This is a genomic window from Microbacterium sp. Leaf320 (assembly GCF_001423485.1).
In the GTDB taxonomy this organism is placed as follows: Bacteria; Actinomycetota; Actinomycetes; order Actinomycetales; family Microbacteriaceae; genus Microbacterium.
Window position 1 is genome coordinate 209,517 of sequence record NZ_LMOD01000004.1, and the last position, 15,059, is coordinate 224,575.

At 67.9% G+C, this 15,059-nt stretch carries 20 protein-coding genes and 1 tRNA gene; 18 read left to right on the forward strand and 3 right to left on the reverse strand.

Annotated elements, in window-relative coordinates; genetic code table 11:
- Nucleotides 1-13 precede the first annotated feature (13 nt).
- From ASF63_RS14565 to ASF63_RS14590, 6 genes are all read left to right on the forward strand, one after another.
- Nucleotides 14-655 (forward strand): NADPH-dependent F420 reductase, encoded by a 642-nt coding sequence (locus ASF63_RS14565; protein WP_056515540.1) that lies wholly within the window; start codon nt 14-16, stop codon nt 653-655.
- Nucleotides 656-794: 139 nt separating this feature from the next.
- Nucleotides 795-1,454, forward strand: coding sequence for a GntR family transcriptional regulator (locus tag ASF63_RS14570; protein ID WP_056515543.1), 660 nt, complete (start codon nt 795-797; stop codon nt 1,452-1,454).
- A 103-nt stretch (nt 1,455-1,557) separates the two neighbouring features.
- Nucleotides 1,558-1,767, forward strand: a complete 210-nt coding sequence (locus ASF63_RS14575; protein ID WP_056515546.1) for a heavy-metal-associated domain-containing protein — start codon at nt 1,558-1,560, stop codon at nt 1,765-1,767.
- A 9-nt stretch (nt 1,768-1,776) separates the two neighbouring features.
- On the forward strand, nt 1,777-4,011 hold the full coding sequence (locus tag ASF63_RS14580; protein ID WP_056515548.1) for a heavy metal translocating P-type ATPase: 2,235 nt from the start codon (nt 1,777-1,779) through the stop codon (nt 4,009-4,011).
- Nucleotides 4,012-4,085: 74 nt separating this feature from the next.
- Nucleotides 4,086-4,331 carry a hypothetical protein gene (locus ASF63_RS14585; protein WP_056515551.1) on the forward strand — a complete coding sequence of 82 codons (246 nt, stop codon included), beginning with the start codon at nt 4,086-4,088 and terminating at the stop codon, nt 4,329-4,331.
- Nucleotides 4,332-4,368: 37 nt separating this feature from the next.
- Nucleotides 4,369-5,205, forward strand: a complete 837-nt coding sequence (locus ASF63_RS14590) for a hypothetical protein (RefSeq protein ID WP_235560830.1) — start codon at nt 4,369-4,371, stop codon at nt 5,203-5,205.
- 1 nt (nt 5,206) lies between these two features.
- On the opposite strand, the gene ASF63_RS14595 is transcribed toward ASF63_RS14590, so the two are convergent.
- Nucleotides 5,207-6,046, reverse strand: coding sequence for an SDR family NAD(P)-dependent oxidoreductase (locus tag ASF63_RS14595; RefSeq protein ID WP_056515554.1), 840 nt, complete (start codon nt 6,044-6,046; stop codon nt 5,207-5,209).
- Between the two features lie 128 nt (nt 6,047-6,174).
- On the opposite strand from ASF63_RS14595, the gene ASF63_RS14600 reads away from it, so the two are divergent.
- Together ASF63_RS14600 and ASF63_RS14605 are read left to right on the forward strand one after the other, a co-directional pair.
- Nucleotides 6,175-6,756, forward strand: a complete 582-nt coding sequence (locus tag ASF63_RS14600; protein WP_056309674.1) for a hypothetical protein — start codon at nt 6,175-6,177, stop codon at nt 6,754-6,756.
- Nucleotides 6,757-6,824: 68 nt separating this feature from the next.
- Nucleotides 6,825-6,897: transfer RNA gene (locus ASF63_RS14605), tRNA-Arg, on the forward strand.
- Here the strand turns inward: ASF63_RS14605 and ASF63_RS18890 are convergent.
- Together ASF63_RS18890 and ASF63_RS14610 are read right to left on the reverse strand one after the other, a co-directional pair.
- A complete protein-coding gene (locus ASF63_RS18890) occupies nt 6,863-7,189 on the reverse strand; it encodes a helix-turn-helix domain-containing protein (protein ID WP_162238895.1) in 327 nt (108 codons plus the stop codon). The two genes, ASF63_RS14605 and ASF63_RS18890, sit on opposite strands and share 35 nt — an antisense overlap.
- A complete protein-coding gene (locus tag ASF63_RS14610) occupies nt 7,186-7,401 on the reverse strand; it encodes a hypothetical protein (RefSeq protein WP_157534381.1) in 216 nt (71 codons plus the stop codon). The genes ASF63_RS18890 and ASF63_RS14610 overlap by 4 nt, the downstream gene beginning before the upstream one ends.
- A 580-nt stretch (nt 7,402-7,981) precedes the next feature.
- Between ASF63_RS14610 and ASF63_RS14615 the strand changes: the two genes are divergently transcribed.
- Genes ASF63_RS14615 through ASF63_RS14660 form a run of 10 tightly spaced genes read left to right on the forward strand, consistent with a single transcriptional unit; the run spans nt 7,982 to nt 15,056 of the window.
- Nucleotides 7,982-8,296 (forward strand): hypothetical protein, encoded by a 315-nt coding sequence (locus ASF63_RS14615; protein ID WP_056515561.1) that lies wholly within the window; start codon nt 7,982-7,984, stop codon nt 8,294-8,296.
- Nucleotides 8,289-8,558: a hypothetical protein gene (locus ASF63_RS14620; RefSeq protein ID WP_056515565.1), complete on the forward strand. Its 270-nt coding sequence runs from the start codon at nt 8,289-8,291 to the stop codon at nt 8,556-8,558. The genes ASF63_RS14615 and ASF63_RS14620 overlap by 8 nt, the downstream gene beginning before the upstream one ends.
- Nucleotides 8,518-8,874, forward strand: a complete 357-nt coding sequence (locus tag ASF63_RS14625; protein WP_157534382.1) for a hypothetical protein — start codon at nt 8,518-8,520, stop codon at nt 8,872-8,874. Before ASF63_RS14620 ends, ASF63_RS14625 begins: the two co-directional genes overlap by 41 nt.
- Nucleotides 8,875-8,901: 27 nt before the next feature.
- A complete protein-coding gene (locus ASF63_RS14630; RefSeq protein WP_157534383.1) occupies nt 8,902-10,545 on the forward strand; it encodes a hypothetical protein in 1,644 nt (547 codons plus the stop codon).
- A gap of 8 nt (nt 10,546-10,553) precedes the next feature.
- Nucleotides 10,554-10,811, forward strand: coding sequence for a hypothetical protein (locus ASF63_RS14635; protein ID WP_056515573.1), 258 nt, complete (start codon nt 10,554-10,556; stop codon nt 10,809-10,811).
- A gap of 2 nt (nt 10,812-10,813) precedes the next feature.
- Nucleotides 10,814-11,911 (forward strand): hypothetical protein, encoded by a 1,098-nt coding sequence (locus ASF63_RS14640; protein ID WP_056515575.1) that lies wholly within the window; start codon nt 10,814-10,816, stop codon nt 11,909-11,911.
- A gap of 5 nt (nt 11,912-11,916) precedes the next feature.
- Nucleotides 11,917-13,800 (forward strand): hypothetical protein, encoded by a 1,884-nt coding sequence (locus tag ASF63_RS14645; RefSeq protein ID WP_056515579.1) that lies wholly within the window; start codon nt 11,917-11,919, stop codon nt 13,798-13,800.
- Between the two features lie 2 nt (nt 13,801-13,802).
- Nucleotides 13,803-14,228 carry a hypothetical protein gene (locus tag ASF63_RS14650; RefSeq protein WP_056515583.1) on the forward strand — a complete coding sequence of 142 codons (426 nt, stop codon included), beginning with the start codon at nt 13,803-13,805 and terminating at the stop codon, nt 14,226-14,228.
- On the forward strand, nt 14,218-14,673 hold the full coding sequence (locus tag ASF63_RS14655; protein ID WP_056515586.1) for a hypothetical protein: 456 nt from the start codon (nt 14,218-14,220) through the stop codon (nt 14,671-14,673). Before ASF63_RS14650 ends, ASF63_RS14655 begins: the two co-directional genes overlap by 11 nt.
- A gap of 5 nt (nt 14,674-14,678) precedes the next feature.
- Nucleotides 14,679-15,056: a hypothetical protein gene (locus ASF63_RS14660; protein ID WP_056515590.1), complete on the forward strand. Its 378-nt coding sequence runs from the start codon at nt 14,679-14,681 to the stop codon at nt 15,054-15,056.
- Nucleotides 15,057-15,059: the final 3 nt, after the last annotated feature.

Below are 15,059 nucleotides of genomic sequence, written 5' to 3' on the forward strand. Positions count from 1 at the left end.
CGTTGGCCCGAGCATGACAACTCTCGGAATCATCGGTGCAGGACACATCGGCAGCCAGGTCGCTCGCGTCGCGGTGGCGAACGGATACGACGTCGTGATCGCGAATTCACGCGGACCGGAGACGCTCGCAGACCTCGTCGCCGAGCTCGGCCCGCAGGCGAAGGCCGCGACCGCTGCGGATGCGGCGGAGGCGGGCGACGCGGTCGTCGTGACGGTGCCGCTCGGCAGGATCGATGCTCTTCCCGTGGCGCAGCTCGCCGGCAAGATCGTGCTCGACACCAACAACTACTACTTCGAGCGCGACGGCCACATCGACGCCCTCGACAAGGGCGAGACCACGACCTCGGAGCTTCTGCAGGAGCAGCTGCCGACCTCGCGCATCGCGAAGGCCTTCAACCACATCTTCGCCGCCGACATCACGACCGACGGCACCCCGGCCGACACGGAGGGTCGCCGTGCACTCGCGACCGCGGGCGACGACGCCGAGGCCGTCGCCTTCGTCACGCGCTTCTACGACGAGGCCGGCTTCGACACGGTCAACGTCGGTCCGCTCAGCGAGTCCTGGCGCGTCGAGCGCGATCGCCCCGCCTACGTCGTGAAGCAGACCGCCGAGGAGCTCGCGGCCAACCTCGCGATCGCGAACCGCCTGCCCTGAGCGACGCAGAAGGAGCGGGGCGGATGCTGCGGCATCCGCCCCGCTCCTTCTGCGTGTCGAGCGCTGCACGGTCGTAATAGATTCACCCGTTGGGATACCAAAACTTGTCGGACCGGTGTGCAGGTGGGACAATCACGGTATGGCGGGGGTGGGGACTGCCGGCGAACTCGAGTCGGTGAGGGTGACGCGCATTCTGCGCGATGACATCATCCTGGGGCGCCGTGTGCCCGGATCCCGACTCGTCGAACGCGACATCGCGGCAGAGCTCAACGTGTCGCGACTTCCGGTGCGCGAGGCGATCCGCGCGCTCGTCGGCGAGGGCGTCGTGGTCGCACGGCCCCGCACCTGGGCCGTGGTGCGCGAATTCACGCACCGCGACATCCAGGACTTCGGTGAGGTGCGGGAGGCGATAGAGACCCTCATCTTCGTGTTCGCTGCCGAGCGTCATGATGACGCGGGTATCGCGAGGCTGCAGGCGGCCTACGAGCGCGAGCTCGCGGCGTCGAAGGCGGGGAACGTCGAGGCCGCCCGCATCGCGGCGGGGGAGTTCCACGAGATCTCGGCGGAGCTCGCCGGCAACGAGATGCTCGGAGAGCTGATCGGCGTGTTCGTCACGCGCCTGCGGTGGCTGTTCGGACAGCACGACGATCTGCTCGCCATGGCGGAAGAGCATCGCGTGATCCTCGAAGCGGTCATGGCGCGCGACGTCGAGACTCTGAGGTGGCTGATCCCGCGCCATCTGGCCAGCGGGCAGGCGGCGGCAGAGCGGCGTCTCAGCAGTCCGACGTACTCGATCTGATCATCCTCGCGTTGAGGGAATACCCCTTCGCGGGGTACTGTTGTGATCATCAGGATACCCCTGGGGGGTATTCTGATCGAACACAGTCGAGAGGAACGCACACATGAGCACCACTACTTACTCCGTCATCGGAATGACCTGCGGGCACTGCGAGGGTTCGGTCCGCAGCGAGGTCGCGAAGCTGGACGGCGTGACCGGCATCGAGGTCAGCGCCGCAGCGGGCCGCCTGACCGTGACCTCCACCGCCGAGCTCGACGACGCAGCCGTGCTGGCCGCTGTCGATGAGGCCGGTTACAGCGCCACCCGCGCCTGAGGAGTGAGCATGTCAGGCGGAGCGGTGACCTACGACCTCGAGATCGAGGGCATGACGTGCGCGTCCTGCGCCTCGAGGATCGAGAAGCGACTCAACCGCATGGAGGGGGTGGCGGCCACCGTCAACTATGCGACCGAGAAGGCCCATGTTCAGGTCGAGTCCGGCATCGCCGTCGACGACCTCATCTCGGAGGTCGTCCGCACGGGATACGCGGCCGCGCTCCCGCGGGAGGCCGAGTCCGCCGAGGTCGACCCCTCGTACCGTCGACTGCGGCTCCGCCTCCTCGTCGCTGCGGTGCTCGCGATCCCGGTGATCGCCCTCGCGATGGCCGAACCACTGCAGTTCCCTGGGTGGCAGTGGGCGTCGCTCATCCTCGCCACGCCGGTCGTCACCTGGGCCGCCTGGCCCTTTCACCGCGCGGCCTTCCTCAACGCGCGCCACCGTGCTGTCACGATGGACACCCTCATCTCTGTCGGCGTCGGCGCGGCCTACCTCTGGTCGCTGTACGCGCTGTTCTTCGGAACCGCCGGCATGTGGGGAATGACCCACCCGTTCCGATTCACGATCGAACGAGGCGACGGCCTCGGCAGCATCTACCTCGAGGTCGCCGCCGGCGTGACCATGTTCCTGCTGCTCGGACGCTTCCTCGAGCAGCGCTCCAAGCGCCGTGCCGGTGCGGCACTCCGTGCGCTCGGAGAACTCGGCGCCAAGGACGTCTCGGTCTTGCGCGATGGGCGGGAAGAGCGGGTGCCGCTCGAGCGGCTCCAGGTGGGGGACGTGTTCGTCGTGCGCCCGGGCGAGAAGATCGCGACTGACGGAATCGTGCGCGAGGGGTCGTCTGCGGTCGACGCCTCGATGCTCACGGGTGAATCGATCCCGGTCGAGGTGCGACCCGGCGACTCGGTCACCGGAGCCACCGTCAACGTCGGCGGTCGCCTTCTCGTGTCGGCGACGCGCGTCGGAGCCGACACGCAGCTCGCCCGTATGGCGCGTCTCGTCGAAGAGGCCCAGTCGGGCAAGGCCGAGGCGCAGCGGCTCGCCGACCGGCTCTCGGCGGTCTTCGTGCCCATCGTGTTCGCGATCTCGGCCGTCACGCTCGTCGTGTGGCTGCTGATCGGGGGCGGTGCGGCTGCCGCGTTCACCGCAGCCGTGGCGGTGCTGATCATCGCGTGCCCCTGCGCTCTGGGACTCGCGACCCCGATGGCGCTGCTCGTCGGCACAGGACGCGGAGCGCAGCTCGGCGTGCTCATCAAGGGTCCGGAGGTGCTCGAATCGACCCGCCGCGTCGACACGATCGTGCTCGACAAGACCGGCACGGTCACCACGGGGCGCATGACGCTGGTCGAGGTGATCGTCGCGGATGGTGAAGACGCCACCGAGGTTCTCCGCCATGCGGCTGCGGTCGAAGAGGCATCCGAGCATCCCATCGCCCAGGCGATCGTCCGGGGTGCCACCGAGCGCATCGGCGATCTGCCCGCCGTTCACGACTTCCGCAGCATCGCGGGCCGCGGAGTCACGGGGGTCGTGGAATCGCATGCCGTGATCGCCGGTCGGCCCTCGCTTCTCGAGGACTGGGCGCTGTCGCTCGACGGCATGCTCGCCACGGCATTCGACAGCGCCGAAGCGGATGCGCGCACGGCCGTGGCTGTGGCGTGGGACGGCCGAGTGCGAGGCGTCCTCGTCGTCGCTGACCAGGTCAAGCCCACCAGCGCTGACGCGATCGCAGCCCTCCGAACGCTCGGCCTGCGTCCGGTGCTGCTCACGGGTGACAACGAACGGGCGGCGCGGAGCATCGCGGATGCCGTCGGCATCGATGAGGTGCGCGCAGGGGTCCTCCCCGAGGGCAAGGTCGATGTGGTCACTGCGCTGCAAGCGCGCGGTGCCGTCGTCGCCATGGTCGGGGACGGCGTCAACGACGCCGCGGCTCTGGCGCAGTCCGACCTCGGGATCGCGATGGGGACTGGCACGGATGCCGCGATCGAAGCATCCGATCTGACGCTCGTCCGGGGCGACCTCTGGGGTGCGGTGGACTCGATCCGGCTGGCTCGACGCACGCTCGGAACGATCCGCGGCAACCTCTTCTGGGCGCTCGCGTACAACGTCGCGGCTATTCCGCTTGCTGCTCTCGGCCTGCTCAACCCGATGCTCGCCGGTGCGGCGATGGCATTCTCGAGTGTGTTCGTCGTGCTCAACAGCCTCAGGCTCCGTCGCTTCCGGAGCGCGGCGGGTGAGACAGTGCGCTAGAACGACACCACTCGCGAGGATATATTTGGCCGTACGGAATCGTTCCGGAAAGTCATCTTGTTCTGGGGAGCGATATGAGGGGCCTCGCCGTCGTCACCGGGGGCCTGCTGCTGATCGGCGGGACGGTGCTCGTCGTGGTCGCGGATCAGCAGCGGGTCGACTCGCTCGCCGAGGCGCGAGCTGCGGTCGTGCGCGCCGAAGACCAGCTCGACGCGACTCGGGATGCGAACTACCTGCTCGCCGAACAACTGACGGCTCTGCGCACGGCCATCGCCGAACAGGAGACGCAGCTCGCCGACACCACGGGATTCCTCCCATGACGGCGGCGTCGTGATCAGAAGAGTCTTCTCGGTGACCATGGTCGCGGCGATCCTCCTTGCCGCAGGCGTGGTCGGCCGTGCCGTGGCCCTCGACGAGGACAGAGCCGCCGCCATCGCCGAGCTGCAGGCGCTGTCGCAGTCGACGCGCACCGCGCAGATGCGCACCGACCACCTCGAGGGCGCGATCGATCTCGCTGAGAAGGACACTGCCTCCCGTGCAGCGGTGCTCGAGGTGCGCCCTGCATTCGTCGAGGGGATCGCCGCGCTCGGTGCCGCGATGGCGGGCGCGGAGGGCAAGGTCGATACGGCCGCCCATCGGGCATCCGCGCTGTCGGCCCAGCAGACCGTGCTCGCCGAGCGCGAGGACCCGGCCACGGTCGTGGCGGCGACCGCCACGGTCCACGCCCTCATCGACAAGCTCGGCGAGGACGTGACCACGTGGGAGGCCGTCCAGTACGCGGCTCCTGGGGGGCCGGCCTGGTCGTCGAGCGGACCCGACGGATATGCGCGGGTTCGCGCCGCGCTGGACGCGGTCGGCGGCGGCGGGGTGGGGCTCTACGAATCGTCGTCGTGCGCGGGGGGAACGGCCCCCGCCTGTGCCAACAGCAACGGGTACATCAAGTACCGCGCCGACATCTCGGACTGGAGCTCCGACCGGCTGAAATGGGCGATGGCGCACGAGCTCGCGCACATCTACCAGTTCAAGGTCTGGGGCGCCCTGACCTCGTCGGGCTCGTACCAGTCGATGTTCGGCGGCGACCCCGAGTTCCTCGCGAACTGCATGGCGGTCGTGCGCGGATTCCCCGGCTCGGTGGGCTGCAACGGCGACCAGCAGGCGTGGGCGTCCGGGATCTGGGTGGGTGCGGTCCGCTGACTCAGCGGATCGGAGTCGTCGTGTCGACTGCCTCGCGCAGCGGGCGCCGCATCACGCGCCAGTAGGCCGCCGGCGCGACGCGCACGAGCACGTCGACGAGGCGCGCCTCCCGGCCGACCATTGTGCGCGCACGACGTCGCTCGGTCGCACGCACGATCTGCGCCGCGGCATCCGCGGGCTCGGTGTGGTACATCGCCGCCTGCGCGGCCGCCGCCCGTGCTGCCACCGCGGGGTCGATCGCCGCGGCGTAGCGGCCATGCAGGATGATGCCCGTGCGCACGCCGGCCGGATAGATCGCGCCGACCGTGACCGAGGATCCCTCGAGCTCGTGGCGGAGCGCCTCGGAGAACCCTCGCACGGCGTACTTGCTGAGTGCATAGGGGATGCGCCCCGCGGGAGCCGCCAGAGCGTAGATGCTCGCGAGGTGTGTGATGTGCGCGGCGCGCTCCCTGCGGAGCGTCGGCAGCAGCGCCTTGGTGATCGACACCGTGCCCCAGAGGTTCACATCGGTCAGCCAGCGCATCTCCTCCATGGTCAGCTGGTCGAGGGTTCCCAGCATCGAGGAGCCGGCGCACGTGATCAGAGCGTTCACGTGCGGGTGAGTCGAGGTGATCTCGTCCACTGCGGCGAAGACGGCGTCGTCGTCGCGCAGATCGACGACGTGCGTGGTGACGGTCGTGCCCCCGAGCCCTGCGGCCACGGTCTCCAGAGCCTCCGCGTTGTGGTCGACCAGGGCGAGGTGCACGCCGTCCGCGGAGAGGATCCGTGCGATCTCCGCGCCCATACCGCTCGCGGCCCCGGTGATCACTGTGGTGCTTCCGGTGAGGGTGAGACGCTTCATTGCACTCCTCCTGGCGGCGTCCGGGAGTGCCGCAGGTCGTAGAGCAGGCCGTGGCGACCCGATTCCGATCCATTCTGGCCCACTGCATCGGGGAGCGATACCGGTACGCTCGAAGAGAGGAGGTAGCGGTGGGACGAACTGCGGAAGCCATCGCCGAAGGCGTTGCGATCGCGACCGCTGCTGCGCGCCTCGCCGTCAAGAATCACATCCTCATCGGCACGATCGCCGAGAACGGCGTGTTCGACACCGACAAGTACGTCGCCGACGCGCGAGAGGCGCTGCGGGCGATGGCCGAGGAGTCCGAAGAGGTCGAGCGCAACCTGACCGAGCTGCGCAAGCGTGCTCGCGGTCGCCACTCCGATCCCTCCGGAACGCACGACTACCGCGACCGCGATGTGCGCAACCTCCGTCGCCGCGCCAAGCAGTCGCACGGAGTCGCGACGAAGCTGCGCGAGACGATGGAGAACGAGGCCGCGCTGCGCGCGATCGTCGAGGAGGCCCGAGAGGGCGCCTGGGCAGACGTGCGCCACAACCTCGATCGCCGGCTGCACGTCGAGGGCATGCGTCCCGATCAGGACCCCGACTACGAGCGGATGCGCGAGGCCCGGATGCAGGCGCTCCGCCTCGTCGACCTGCAGGCTCTGTCGTCTCTGCAGCGCGCGAAAGCCAAGCGCAAGAAGAAGCAGACCGTCCCCGATGACGACGACTGACCCTGCTCGATTCGCATTCGAGTGTGGACTGTTATAGGCTGTTCCACGGCCCGCTGAGCGGTCCAGGAGCGCCCGTAGCTCAATGGATAGAGCATCTGACTACGGATCAGAAGGTTAGGGGTTCGAGTCCCTTCGGGCGCACAGAGTCGGAAACGGTCTTCACTTCGGTGGAGGCCGTTTCTGCGTTAACGCGACCGCGACCCGACAACACCGGCTTGTAGTCCTCGCCAGGCAGGAACTCGGACACGGGCACGCCGAAGTAGTCGGCGACGGCCAACACCTCGTCAATCGTCCAGCTCCGGCGGCCGTAGAGCTTCTTGCCCATCGCGGCCTGAGTGATGCCCAAGGCATCACCGAGCGCGGCTTGGGTTACGCGACGGCGTCGCATCGCCAGGTGTACCAACTCGCCAGTGATCTGGTCTGCATTCATCATCTCGTCCATTCCTCGATGAAGTCGGCCTCGCCCATGTCCTCATACATGATTTCGCACGTGCGATCGGCCCGCTTGGGGGTCTCGTCGTACTTGGACATGACGTAGGTCACGCACGCCTTACCCGCATCCTCCAAGGTGGGAGCCGGTGCGGCGCACGCCGAGAGAAGCATCGTCGCGGCCAGGAGGCCGGTCACGGCGTAGATAGTTCGCATGGTCTGAGAGTAGTCCATATCGGATTCCGAGACACGCCGAATCCAATGTGCGGCGATTCAGTCCGATTCGGATTGAGTCATGCGTGTGAACAATCCGAATCGGACTATCCGACCACCACCATGCTCCCCGCCGTAGGGGAGACCACAGATGCAGTAACGCGACGCCACGACCGGGCGGGACACGCGGGAGGCGCTCCGCGAAATCGAACAAGATGCCGCCCGAGAGATCGGGGTCTCGCGGTTAGTGGTACGACCGGGCGCGAGGCCTTCCCATACGGCTCCCCGATCTCACACGCCTGTCAGTAGCGCTGTCGAGAGACGCGCCCAGTGATCGACCGACGCCCGGCTCCGCCGAAGCAACGAGATCAGTGGTCCCTTCCCGTTGTGGAGGGGGCCAGTACTCCCTCAACCACTCACCACCGAAGCAGGACGAGATGGAACACGCCTACCTCGAATCCGGATGGTGCACATGCGGACACCACCGAGACGACGGACGAAGCGAACGCGACGAGACACCGCCTCTCGACCGAACCGCCATCCGCGCCATCCTCGGCCCGACCTACGAACCCAAGGAACTCCGATGACGCTCACCGAAGCTCAGACCACCAAGCCCGCGACCGACGCCCTCACCGACCTCGTCAACACCGCCCGCACCCGAGCCGCCCGCGAACGCAACACCATCGGCGGATCAGCTCGCCGGGCCAATGACCTCGACGCCATCGCCAACACCCTCGACGGCGCGCGAACCCGACTCGTCGAGGACGGCATCGAGTACCTCGACGCGGCGTGGGCATTCGTCGACGCCGGACGCAAGCAGATCGCGACCGCCTACGGTTCGACCAGCCTCCTCAACCTCGTCCGCGCCGAGACCGCCGGGAAGCGCCGTCGTGGTTGACAACATCGACCCGGTCCCGTTCCTCATCGCCCTCGCCCTCATCGTCGCCGCCTGGCTCGCCCTCGGCATCCGTGACCACCGACGCGGGCGGATCGTCGAGGCGGCACTCACCGCTGCCCTCGCTGATCGCGTCGACCAGGGCATCTGCGCGCTCATCTGGCTCGGTGATGACAGCGGGCTATGGGTCGTGTGCTCTCGTCCGCTGGACCACACCGGCCCGCATGTCAACCACCGCACCGGAGACCTCGACCGTGGGCGCTAAGCATCGCGACCCGGAGTACCTCAAGAATGCACGCATCGTCCGCTCTCGGGTCGCGGTCAAGCGTCGAGCCGGTGCCGATGTGACGTGCTGGAGGTGCGGTCACCTCATCGATCCCGAACAGCGGTTCGATGTCGGGCACATCGACGCGAACGGCGGACCCGGCCTGGACAACCTCGCGCCCGAGCATCGCTACAAGACGGCGCGGTGCATCGGCAATCGAGCGGACGGCGGACGCCTCGGCGCTGCCCGACAGCGCGAGGCCAAGACCCGACACGCACCGGCTCCCATCACCTCGCCCGGCTCCCTCAAGTGGTAACAAAACCCCTGACCATCGGATCTTTTTATGTCTGTCACAGCAACCCCCGCCTACGGCTCTACAGGCGTGTTTTTCCCCGAGTTGGAAGAGCACTGGCTCATGGATGAGGCCGCGTGGGTCGCGCACCGCGATTCGGAGGCGACGCCCGACGAGGCGACCGAGTACGTGACCACCAGACGCGACCGCCTTGAGTTCCTCACCGGCATGCAGATCATGGGCCTCCTCGTCGACCGAGAGGGTGAGGTTCAGGACCCCAAGCCGCAACAACTCCAGGTGGTCGACACGCTCGCCGCCGGAAGAACTATCGACGGCATCCTCATGCCTCGACGCTCGACGAAGACCGCCACGATCCTCGCCGTCATCATCGGCCGATGCGCGAGCCGACCGCGCCGCAACTCCGCATTCACTCTCGCCACGACTGGACTGAAAGCGCGTGAGAAGTTCGGCAAGGAAGTGCTGGACGTGATCGAGACCGTCTACCCCGACAAGAAGACGCGCCCGGTCAAGGTCTCACGCCAGGCCGGTGCCGAGGCCATCACGTTCGCTAACCGCTCGGTCTTCTCTGTTCATGCGCCCATCGGTGACAACTTCCGAGGTTCGGCTTATGACGAGGTGTTCATCGACGAGTCCGGCCGCGCGAAACCCGAGATGACTGAGGACCTCCTCGCCGCGATCCCGCCCACCCTCGACACGACGGACGGCCAGTTCATCATCGCGGGCACCGCCGACAAGTTCCGCACCGGCAACCTCCTCTACGAAGTCGTCTTCGTCAAGGCGGGCGAACTCGGCGCAGCGATCCTCCGATACAACGCGCCCGACTCGACCAGCGAGGAGGAACTAGCAGATTGGGAGCCGACCGAGGAGCACCCGCGTGCGAACGTCCGCGCCCTGATCGAGAAGCACCACCCCGGCGTCGCGCCCGGCAACCTCACCGACATCGAGGCCGTCCGGCGTAACTTCCGACTCCAGCCGCGACAGAAGTTCATCTTCGAGTACCTCGGCATTTTCGGTGACGAGGGCACCGCCAACACCCTCATCAAGCCCGAACTCTGGGCCAAGACGCTCATCCCCGGCGGGCTCCCCGAGAACCCCGGCCGCTTCTCCCTCGCCATCGCGATCCACCCGGACGGCCTCTGGGCCTCCGCCATGGCGGCCTGGCACCACACCCTGGAACCCCTCGACCTCGTCGCCGTCGCCCTCGACCAGGAAGGCGCGGAGCGCGAGACCCGCATCGCCATCGGAGTCCTCCACCACCAGCAGGGTACGAAGGGATTCTGGCAGGAGGTCCTCCTCCTCGCCCGCACTCACAAGGTCCCCATCGTCTACGACTCCGCATCCCAGGCCGCCGCCGTCGAGGTCGCCGCACTCGAGAAGGCCATGCCCGCGCCGGAGCTCAAACCGGCCAAGACCATCGACGTCCGCCAGGGTGCCACCAAGCTCCTCAAACTCCTCGACGAGGGCGGCCTCGCGCACTGGCCGCAGGACCGCCTGGACGGCGCTGCCGCCGTCGCAACCAAGCGCGCGATCGGCACATACGGCGGCTTCGGAATCGGCCGGCCAAAGGACCAGCCTGACGCCGACGTCACCACCCTGGAGGGCGGCACCCTCGCCCTCCAGTTCCTCGACGACGTCACCGAGTTCGTCGACCCCTCCGACCTCTTCAGCTTCTAGGACCCGTCATGGCCAAACTCGGACAGACCACCAGCCCCATCCGCCTCGACGAATCCAAGTCGCTCATCGTCATCCACTGCCAGGAACACACGTGGTGGCGGGCCTCACGGTTCCACCTCGACGAGGCGCAGGACGCCGCGTGCGACCACGAAGAGCGCGAGCACCCCAGAGACAACCGGCACCGCGACGCGCGCCGCGTGCGCCTCGCCCGGCGTGTCGCAAACGCAGCGACCCCCTCGGTGTCGGAAACGGGACCGAGGTTCTAAACGTGGGAATCTTCAAGAAGCGCATCGTCCAGGCTTACGACAAGCCCGCCGCCACCATGGCCCCGTTCTCGTCGCCGTGGTCGCCGCAGTCGTCACTGGACACGTTCACGGCCGACGCACTCAAGGGCCTCGTCGGCGACGGCACCAACCAGCCGCTCACCCGCGAGATCGCCCTCCGGATTCCCGGCGTCAAGCGCGCACACGGCATCGTGTGCGCGCAGCTCTCCGGCATCCCGTTCTTCCAGATGGACGCCGACACGGTCGACACCGCACAGCCCCGTTGGCTCACCACCTCCGACTCCGGCGTCTCGCCCTATCACCGCCAGTTCGGCGCATCGTCGGACTGGTTCTTCTACGGCTGGGCGTGCTTCGGATTCACCGCCAAGCCCGCCGAGGACCCCGAGGCCGACTGCCTCCATATCCCGGTCGGGCACTGGTGGGCCGACGCGCTCGGCAACGTGCACTGCGATTCCGACGAAATCCCCGACGAGTTCAAGGCCTACCTCGTCGCCGTGCCCCTCGGTTACGGCGAGAACGGCCTCCTCGTCGACGGGCGCGACACCCTCAACCAGGCCCGCAAGATCGAGGAGGCCTACCTCAACCGGCTGGACAACCCCATCCCGCTCACCGTGCTCCGCCTGAAAGACGACATGTATTTCAGCTACACGCCCGAGCAGCGCGCCGCCGTTCGCGACGAATGGAACGAAGGCCGCCGGAAGAACTCCACTGGCCTTCTCCCGAAGGACGCCATGGGCGTCGACCTCCCCGGAGTGAACGTCGCCACCGACCTCTACGAGACCGGCCGCAACGCCGTCCGCCTCGACATCGCCAACCACGTCTCCCTCCCGGCCTCCGTCCTGGAGGGCGTCCGCCAGGGCGGCTCCGGAGGTGGCACTGAGATGCGCTACCAGGGCGTCGGAGAGAACGGCACCGCCCGCTCCGAACTCTGGGACTACGGCCCCGCCCGCCGAATGCTCCTCGCGTTCGAGGCGCGCATGTCGCTGGACGACATCGTCCCGACCGGCAAGTCCATCCGCGGCGACCTGACCAACATGTTCGCCACGCCCGACCCCACAACCACACCGACCAGTGAGGACTGAATCACATGAATGACATTGACATCGAGATCGAGGGCGGGGAGGTGCTCGCCGCCGCCGATGATCGCACCATCACCGGCCTCCTCATCCCCTTCGGGGAGCAGGGGCGCACCAACGTCGGCCAGTTCGAGGTAGACGCATCCGTCGTAGAACTGCCCGCCGACCCGTCCGTCGTCGGCCTCAACACGGATCACGACCGCTACGCACCGGTCGGCCGAGCGACCCGCCTGTGGATCGAGGCTGCCGGAGTCATGGCGTCCTTCGCCATCGCCAAGACCCCGGCCGGTGACAAGGCCCTCGCTGACGCTCGCAACCCCCACGGCAAGCGCCGCCGCCTCTCCGGCGAATGGCGCGGCGGCATCAAGAACGGCAAGGCCACACGAGTCCCCGTCTCCGGCGGTGCCCTCGTCGCACGCGGTGCGTTCCCGTCCGCCATGGTCCTCGCCGCCGACACCCCCGACGACGAGGAGGAGGACGCCGAGAAGGTCGTCACCGATCCCGCCGACGAGGGTGGCGAGGTCATCAGCTCCGACCGCTCGGTCGGCGTCTACACCGACGAGGACGGCCAGAAGTACCGCCGCGTCTACGAATCCCAGACCACCGTTACACCCATCACCGAACCCGCCGCCGAGGCGGCACCCGACCAGGAGGAATCCGAAGTGACTGCATCCGCCACCATCCCCGCCACCCAGCGCGCGGGAGCACCCAAGGCCCCGGCCGCGACCGCCGCGACAGACGGCCCCACCACCGTGGAGGTGATGGCCGCCTTCGCAGCCGTCCGCTTCCCGCACCTCACCGGCAACTCCATCGACGACGCCGAGGGCGTGCTCGCCGCGCTCGCGGACATCACCACCGACCTCGCTGCCGGGGGAGAAGTCGCCCGACCCAACTGGCTCGGCCAGCTCTACCAGGGCGTCCCGTACGAGCGTGAGTACATCACGCTCGGCACGCTCGGCACCGCCATCACCCTCGGCGGCAAGCAGGGCTACACCCTGCACCGTGGCACGGCCGAGACGCCGGTCAACCACCTCGGAGAAGAGTGGGCGGGCAACAAGACGCCCATCTCCTCCGGCGTCGGCTTCACCAAGGGTCAGGTGTCCAGCCTCCTCAAGTGGGCGTTCGGTGCCGACATCGCCCGCGAGTTCTTCGACCTCCCCGGGGCTGAGGAAGCCATCGAGGCGTTCTTCCGTCTCGTGCTGGAGGACCACCTCATCTGGTCCGACACCAAGGCCCTGGAGACGTGGCGCACCGTCGCCGGTCTCCCCATCGCCGCCAAGAACTACCCCGGCGTCGACGGCCACGACTACGGCTCCGCGCTCGGCATGGTCATCCAGGGCATTCTCGCCGTCAAGGCCAAGAAGTCGGACGGCCGCCGCGACACGCCCACGTTCATCATCGCGAACGAGCTGGCGTACGAGGAGCTGATCTACACGCCCAAGGACCTCATCCCCGAGTTCGTCAACTTCACCGCCTCGACCGACTGGCAGGGCTCCGGCGACGGCCTGGTCCTCGTCGTCGGTGACACCGGCATCACCTCGACGCCGTCCGTCATCGTCGGCTCCGGCAAGGCCGTGGAGTTCGACGAACTCCCCGGTGGGCCGCTCAAGATCGACGCACTCGACCTCGCCAAGGGCGGTGTGGATCGCGCGATCCACGGCTACCTCCAGGTGTTCATCGTCCGCGCCGATGCCGTCGTCCACATTGGCGTCGCGGACGCTCGCGCGAACGCGACCGACTACCAGGTCGGAGACCTCGCCAAGGCGGCCGCCGTCGTCTATCAGGCCGTCCGCGCGGGCAAGGCCGGAGGGTCCGTCCCCGAGGCACCGGCCGTGGGCGCGACCGTCGTCGACGGAAACGCCGAGACCGGCGTCATCTGGAAGCGACTGATCTGAGCATGGCCACCTGGTACAGCGCCATCGACGGGGCCGCACAGGCTCGCCTCCGGGCGGCGTGGAAGGGTGCACCCATCGAGAACGAGGAACTCCTCGGGTTCCTCGTCGACACGGCACGGCTCCAGGTGGTCGAGTTCGCGCCCGAGGCCACCACGGCTGAGGCGGCTATCGCTGAGGTCCTCCTCCGGTTCGGTCTGACCGACCGGCTGGAGGAGGTCCTCGCCCTCCTCGACCTCGTCGAGGGAGAGCCCGCATTCAACCTCGTGTACGCGCAGCTCCAGCAGATCAAGAACCTGTGGGCGGCTGGGCGTGCCGACGAACAGGGTGACATCGGGTCGGAGGGATTCTCTTTCGTCCCGCGCCCGCTGGACAAGACCGTCCGATCGATCATCCGTCCGACCAACGCGGAGGTGTCCGGTGGATTCTGACGCCCCCGCGCTCGGCACACTCGCCGCCGATCTCGTCGCCGCACTCACCGCTGCACTCCCCACGGAATGGCGCATCCAGCCCGCCGAGGAAGGCATGACAGAGTCGCTCGCCACGGTCCTCCTCTACGAGCAGGGCGACATCGTGACGAGCATCAACGGCGGCCCCGTGCCACCCGGACACGTCGGCGTCGAGTTCACCCTCACCATCGCCGCTCCCGAGCTGGAGCCGGTCAAGGGCATCGTCACCGCCACCGATGCTGTCATCCCGCTCCTCGTCGCCCTCGACGGCCTCGACTCCGTCTACTGGGACTCCGCCACGAAAGGCATCTTCGCGACCGGCGAGACCATCTACCGGCTGGAGGTCGTGAGCCTCTCCCGCTTCACCAACCGCACCACCAACCCCGAGCCGGACACCATGCCGGACACGATGCCTGAGGAGGCATAAACGACATGCGTCTCATCACCGCAACTATCAAGGTCGGCACCGTCGACTACACCGAGGAGATCCAGGACTTCTCCTACGACCCCACGTCCGCCATCGTCGAGGTCACCGACGTATCCGGGAAGGTCCACAAGCTCGCGGGCGAGTCGGGCTACAACCTGACACTCAACGTCTTCCAGAACTTCGCCGCCTCCGGGTTTGCGCGCAAGTGCTTCGACGACGAGGGCAAGACGGCAGAGATCACCATCGTGGACGGCCCGATCACGTGGACGTCGACGATCACCCTCGTCGCTCCCAAGATCGGCGGGGCGACCAAGCAGGTCGGCATCTCGCCGGTCGTGTTCGGGTCGACCCGCCCCGTGCCCGCCGAAACCCCGGCGGGCTGAGCC

Bases quoted from the DNA above. Each gene is read 5' to 3' on its own strand.
- ASF63_RS14625 (WP_157534382.1), top strand. From the start codon at position 8,518: ATGTCAACCACCGCACCGGAGACCTCGACCGTGGGCGCTAAGCATCGC.
- ASF63_RS14565 (WP_056515540.1), top strand. From the start codon at position 14: ATGACAACTCTCGGAATCATCGGTGCAGGACACATCGGCAGCCAGGTC.
- ASF63_RS14650 (WP_056515583.1), top strand. From the start codon at position 13,803: ATGGCCACCTGGTACAGCGCCATCGACGGGGCCGCACAGGCTCGCCTC.
- ASF63_RS14660 (WP_056515590.1), top strand. From the start codon at position 14,679: ATGCGTCTCATCACCGCAACTATCAAGGTCGGCACCGTCGACTACACC.
- ASF63_RS14570 (WP_056515543.1), top strand. From the start codon at position 795: ATGGCGGGGGTGGGGACTGCCGGCGAACTCGAGTCGGTGAGGGTGACG.
- ASF63_RS18890 (WP_162238895.1), bottom strand. From the start codon at position 7,189: ATGATGAATGCAGACCAGATCACTGGCGAGTTGGTACACCTGGCGATG.
- ASF63_RS14610 (WP_157534381.1), bottom strand. From the start codon at position 7,401: ATGCGAACTATCTACGCCGTGACCGGCCTCCTGGCCGCGACGATGCTT.
- ASF63_RS14645 (WP_056515579.1), top strand. From the start codon at position 11,917: ATGAATGACATTGACATCGAGATCGAGGGCGGGGAGGTGCTCGCCGCC.
- ASF63_RS14580 (WP_056515548.1), top strand. From the start codon at position 1,777: ATGTCAGGCGGAGCGGTGACCTACGACCTCGAGATCGAGGGCATGACG.
- ASF63_RS14615 (WP_056515561.1), top strand. From the start codon at position 7,982: ATGACGCTCACCGAAGCTCAGACCACCAAGCCCGCGACCGACGCCCTC.
- ASF63_RS14630 (WP_157534383.1), top strand. From the start codon at position 8,902: ATGTCTGTCACAGCAACCCCCGCCTACGGCTCTACAGGCGTGTTTTTC.
- ASF63_RS14635 (WP_056515573.1), top strand. From the start codon at position 10,554: ATGGCCAAACTCGGACAGACCACCAGCCCCATCCGCCTCGACGAATCC.
- ASF63_RS14595 (WP_056515554.1), bottom strand. From the start codon at position 6,046: ATGAAGCGTCTCACCCTCACCGGAAGCACCACAGTGATCACCGGGGCC.
- ASF63_RS14575 (WP_056515546.1), top strand. From the start codon at position 1,558: ATGAGCACCACTACTTACTCCGTCATCGGAATGACCTGCGGGCACTGC.
- ASF63_RS14590 (WP_235560830.1), top strand. From the start codon at position 4,369: ATGGTCGCGGCGATCCTCCTTGCCGCAGGCGTGGTCGGCCGTGCCGTG.
- ASF63_RS14585 (WP_056515551.1), top strand. From the start codon at position 4,086: ATGAGGGGCCTCGCCGTCGTCACCGGGGGCCTGCTGCTGATCGGCGGG.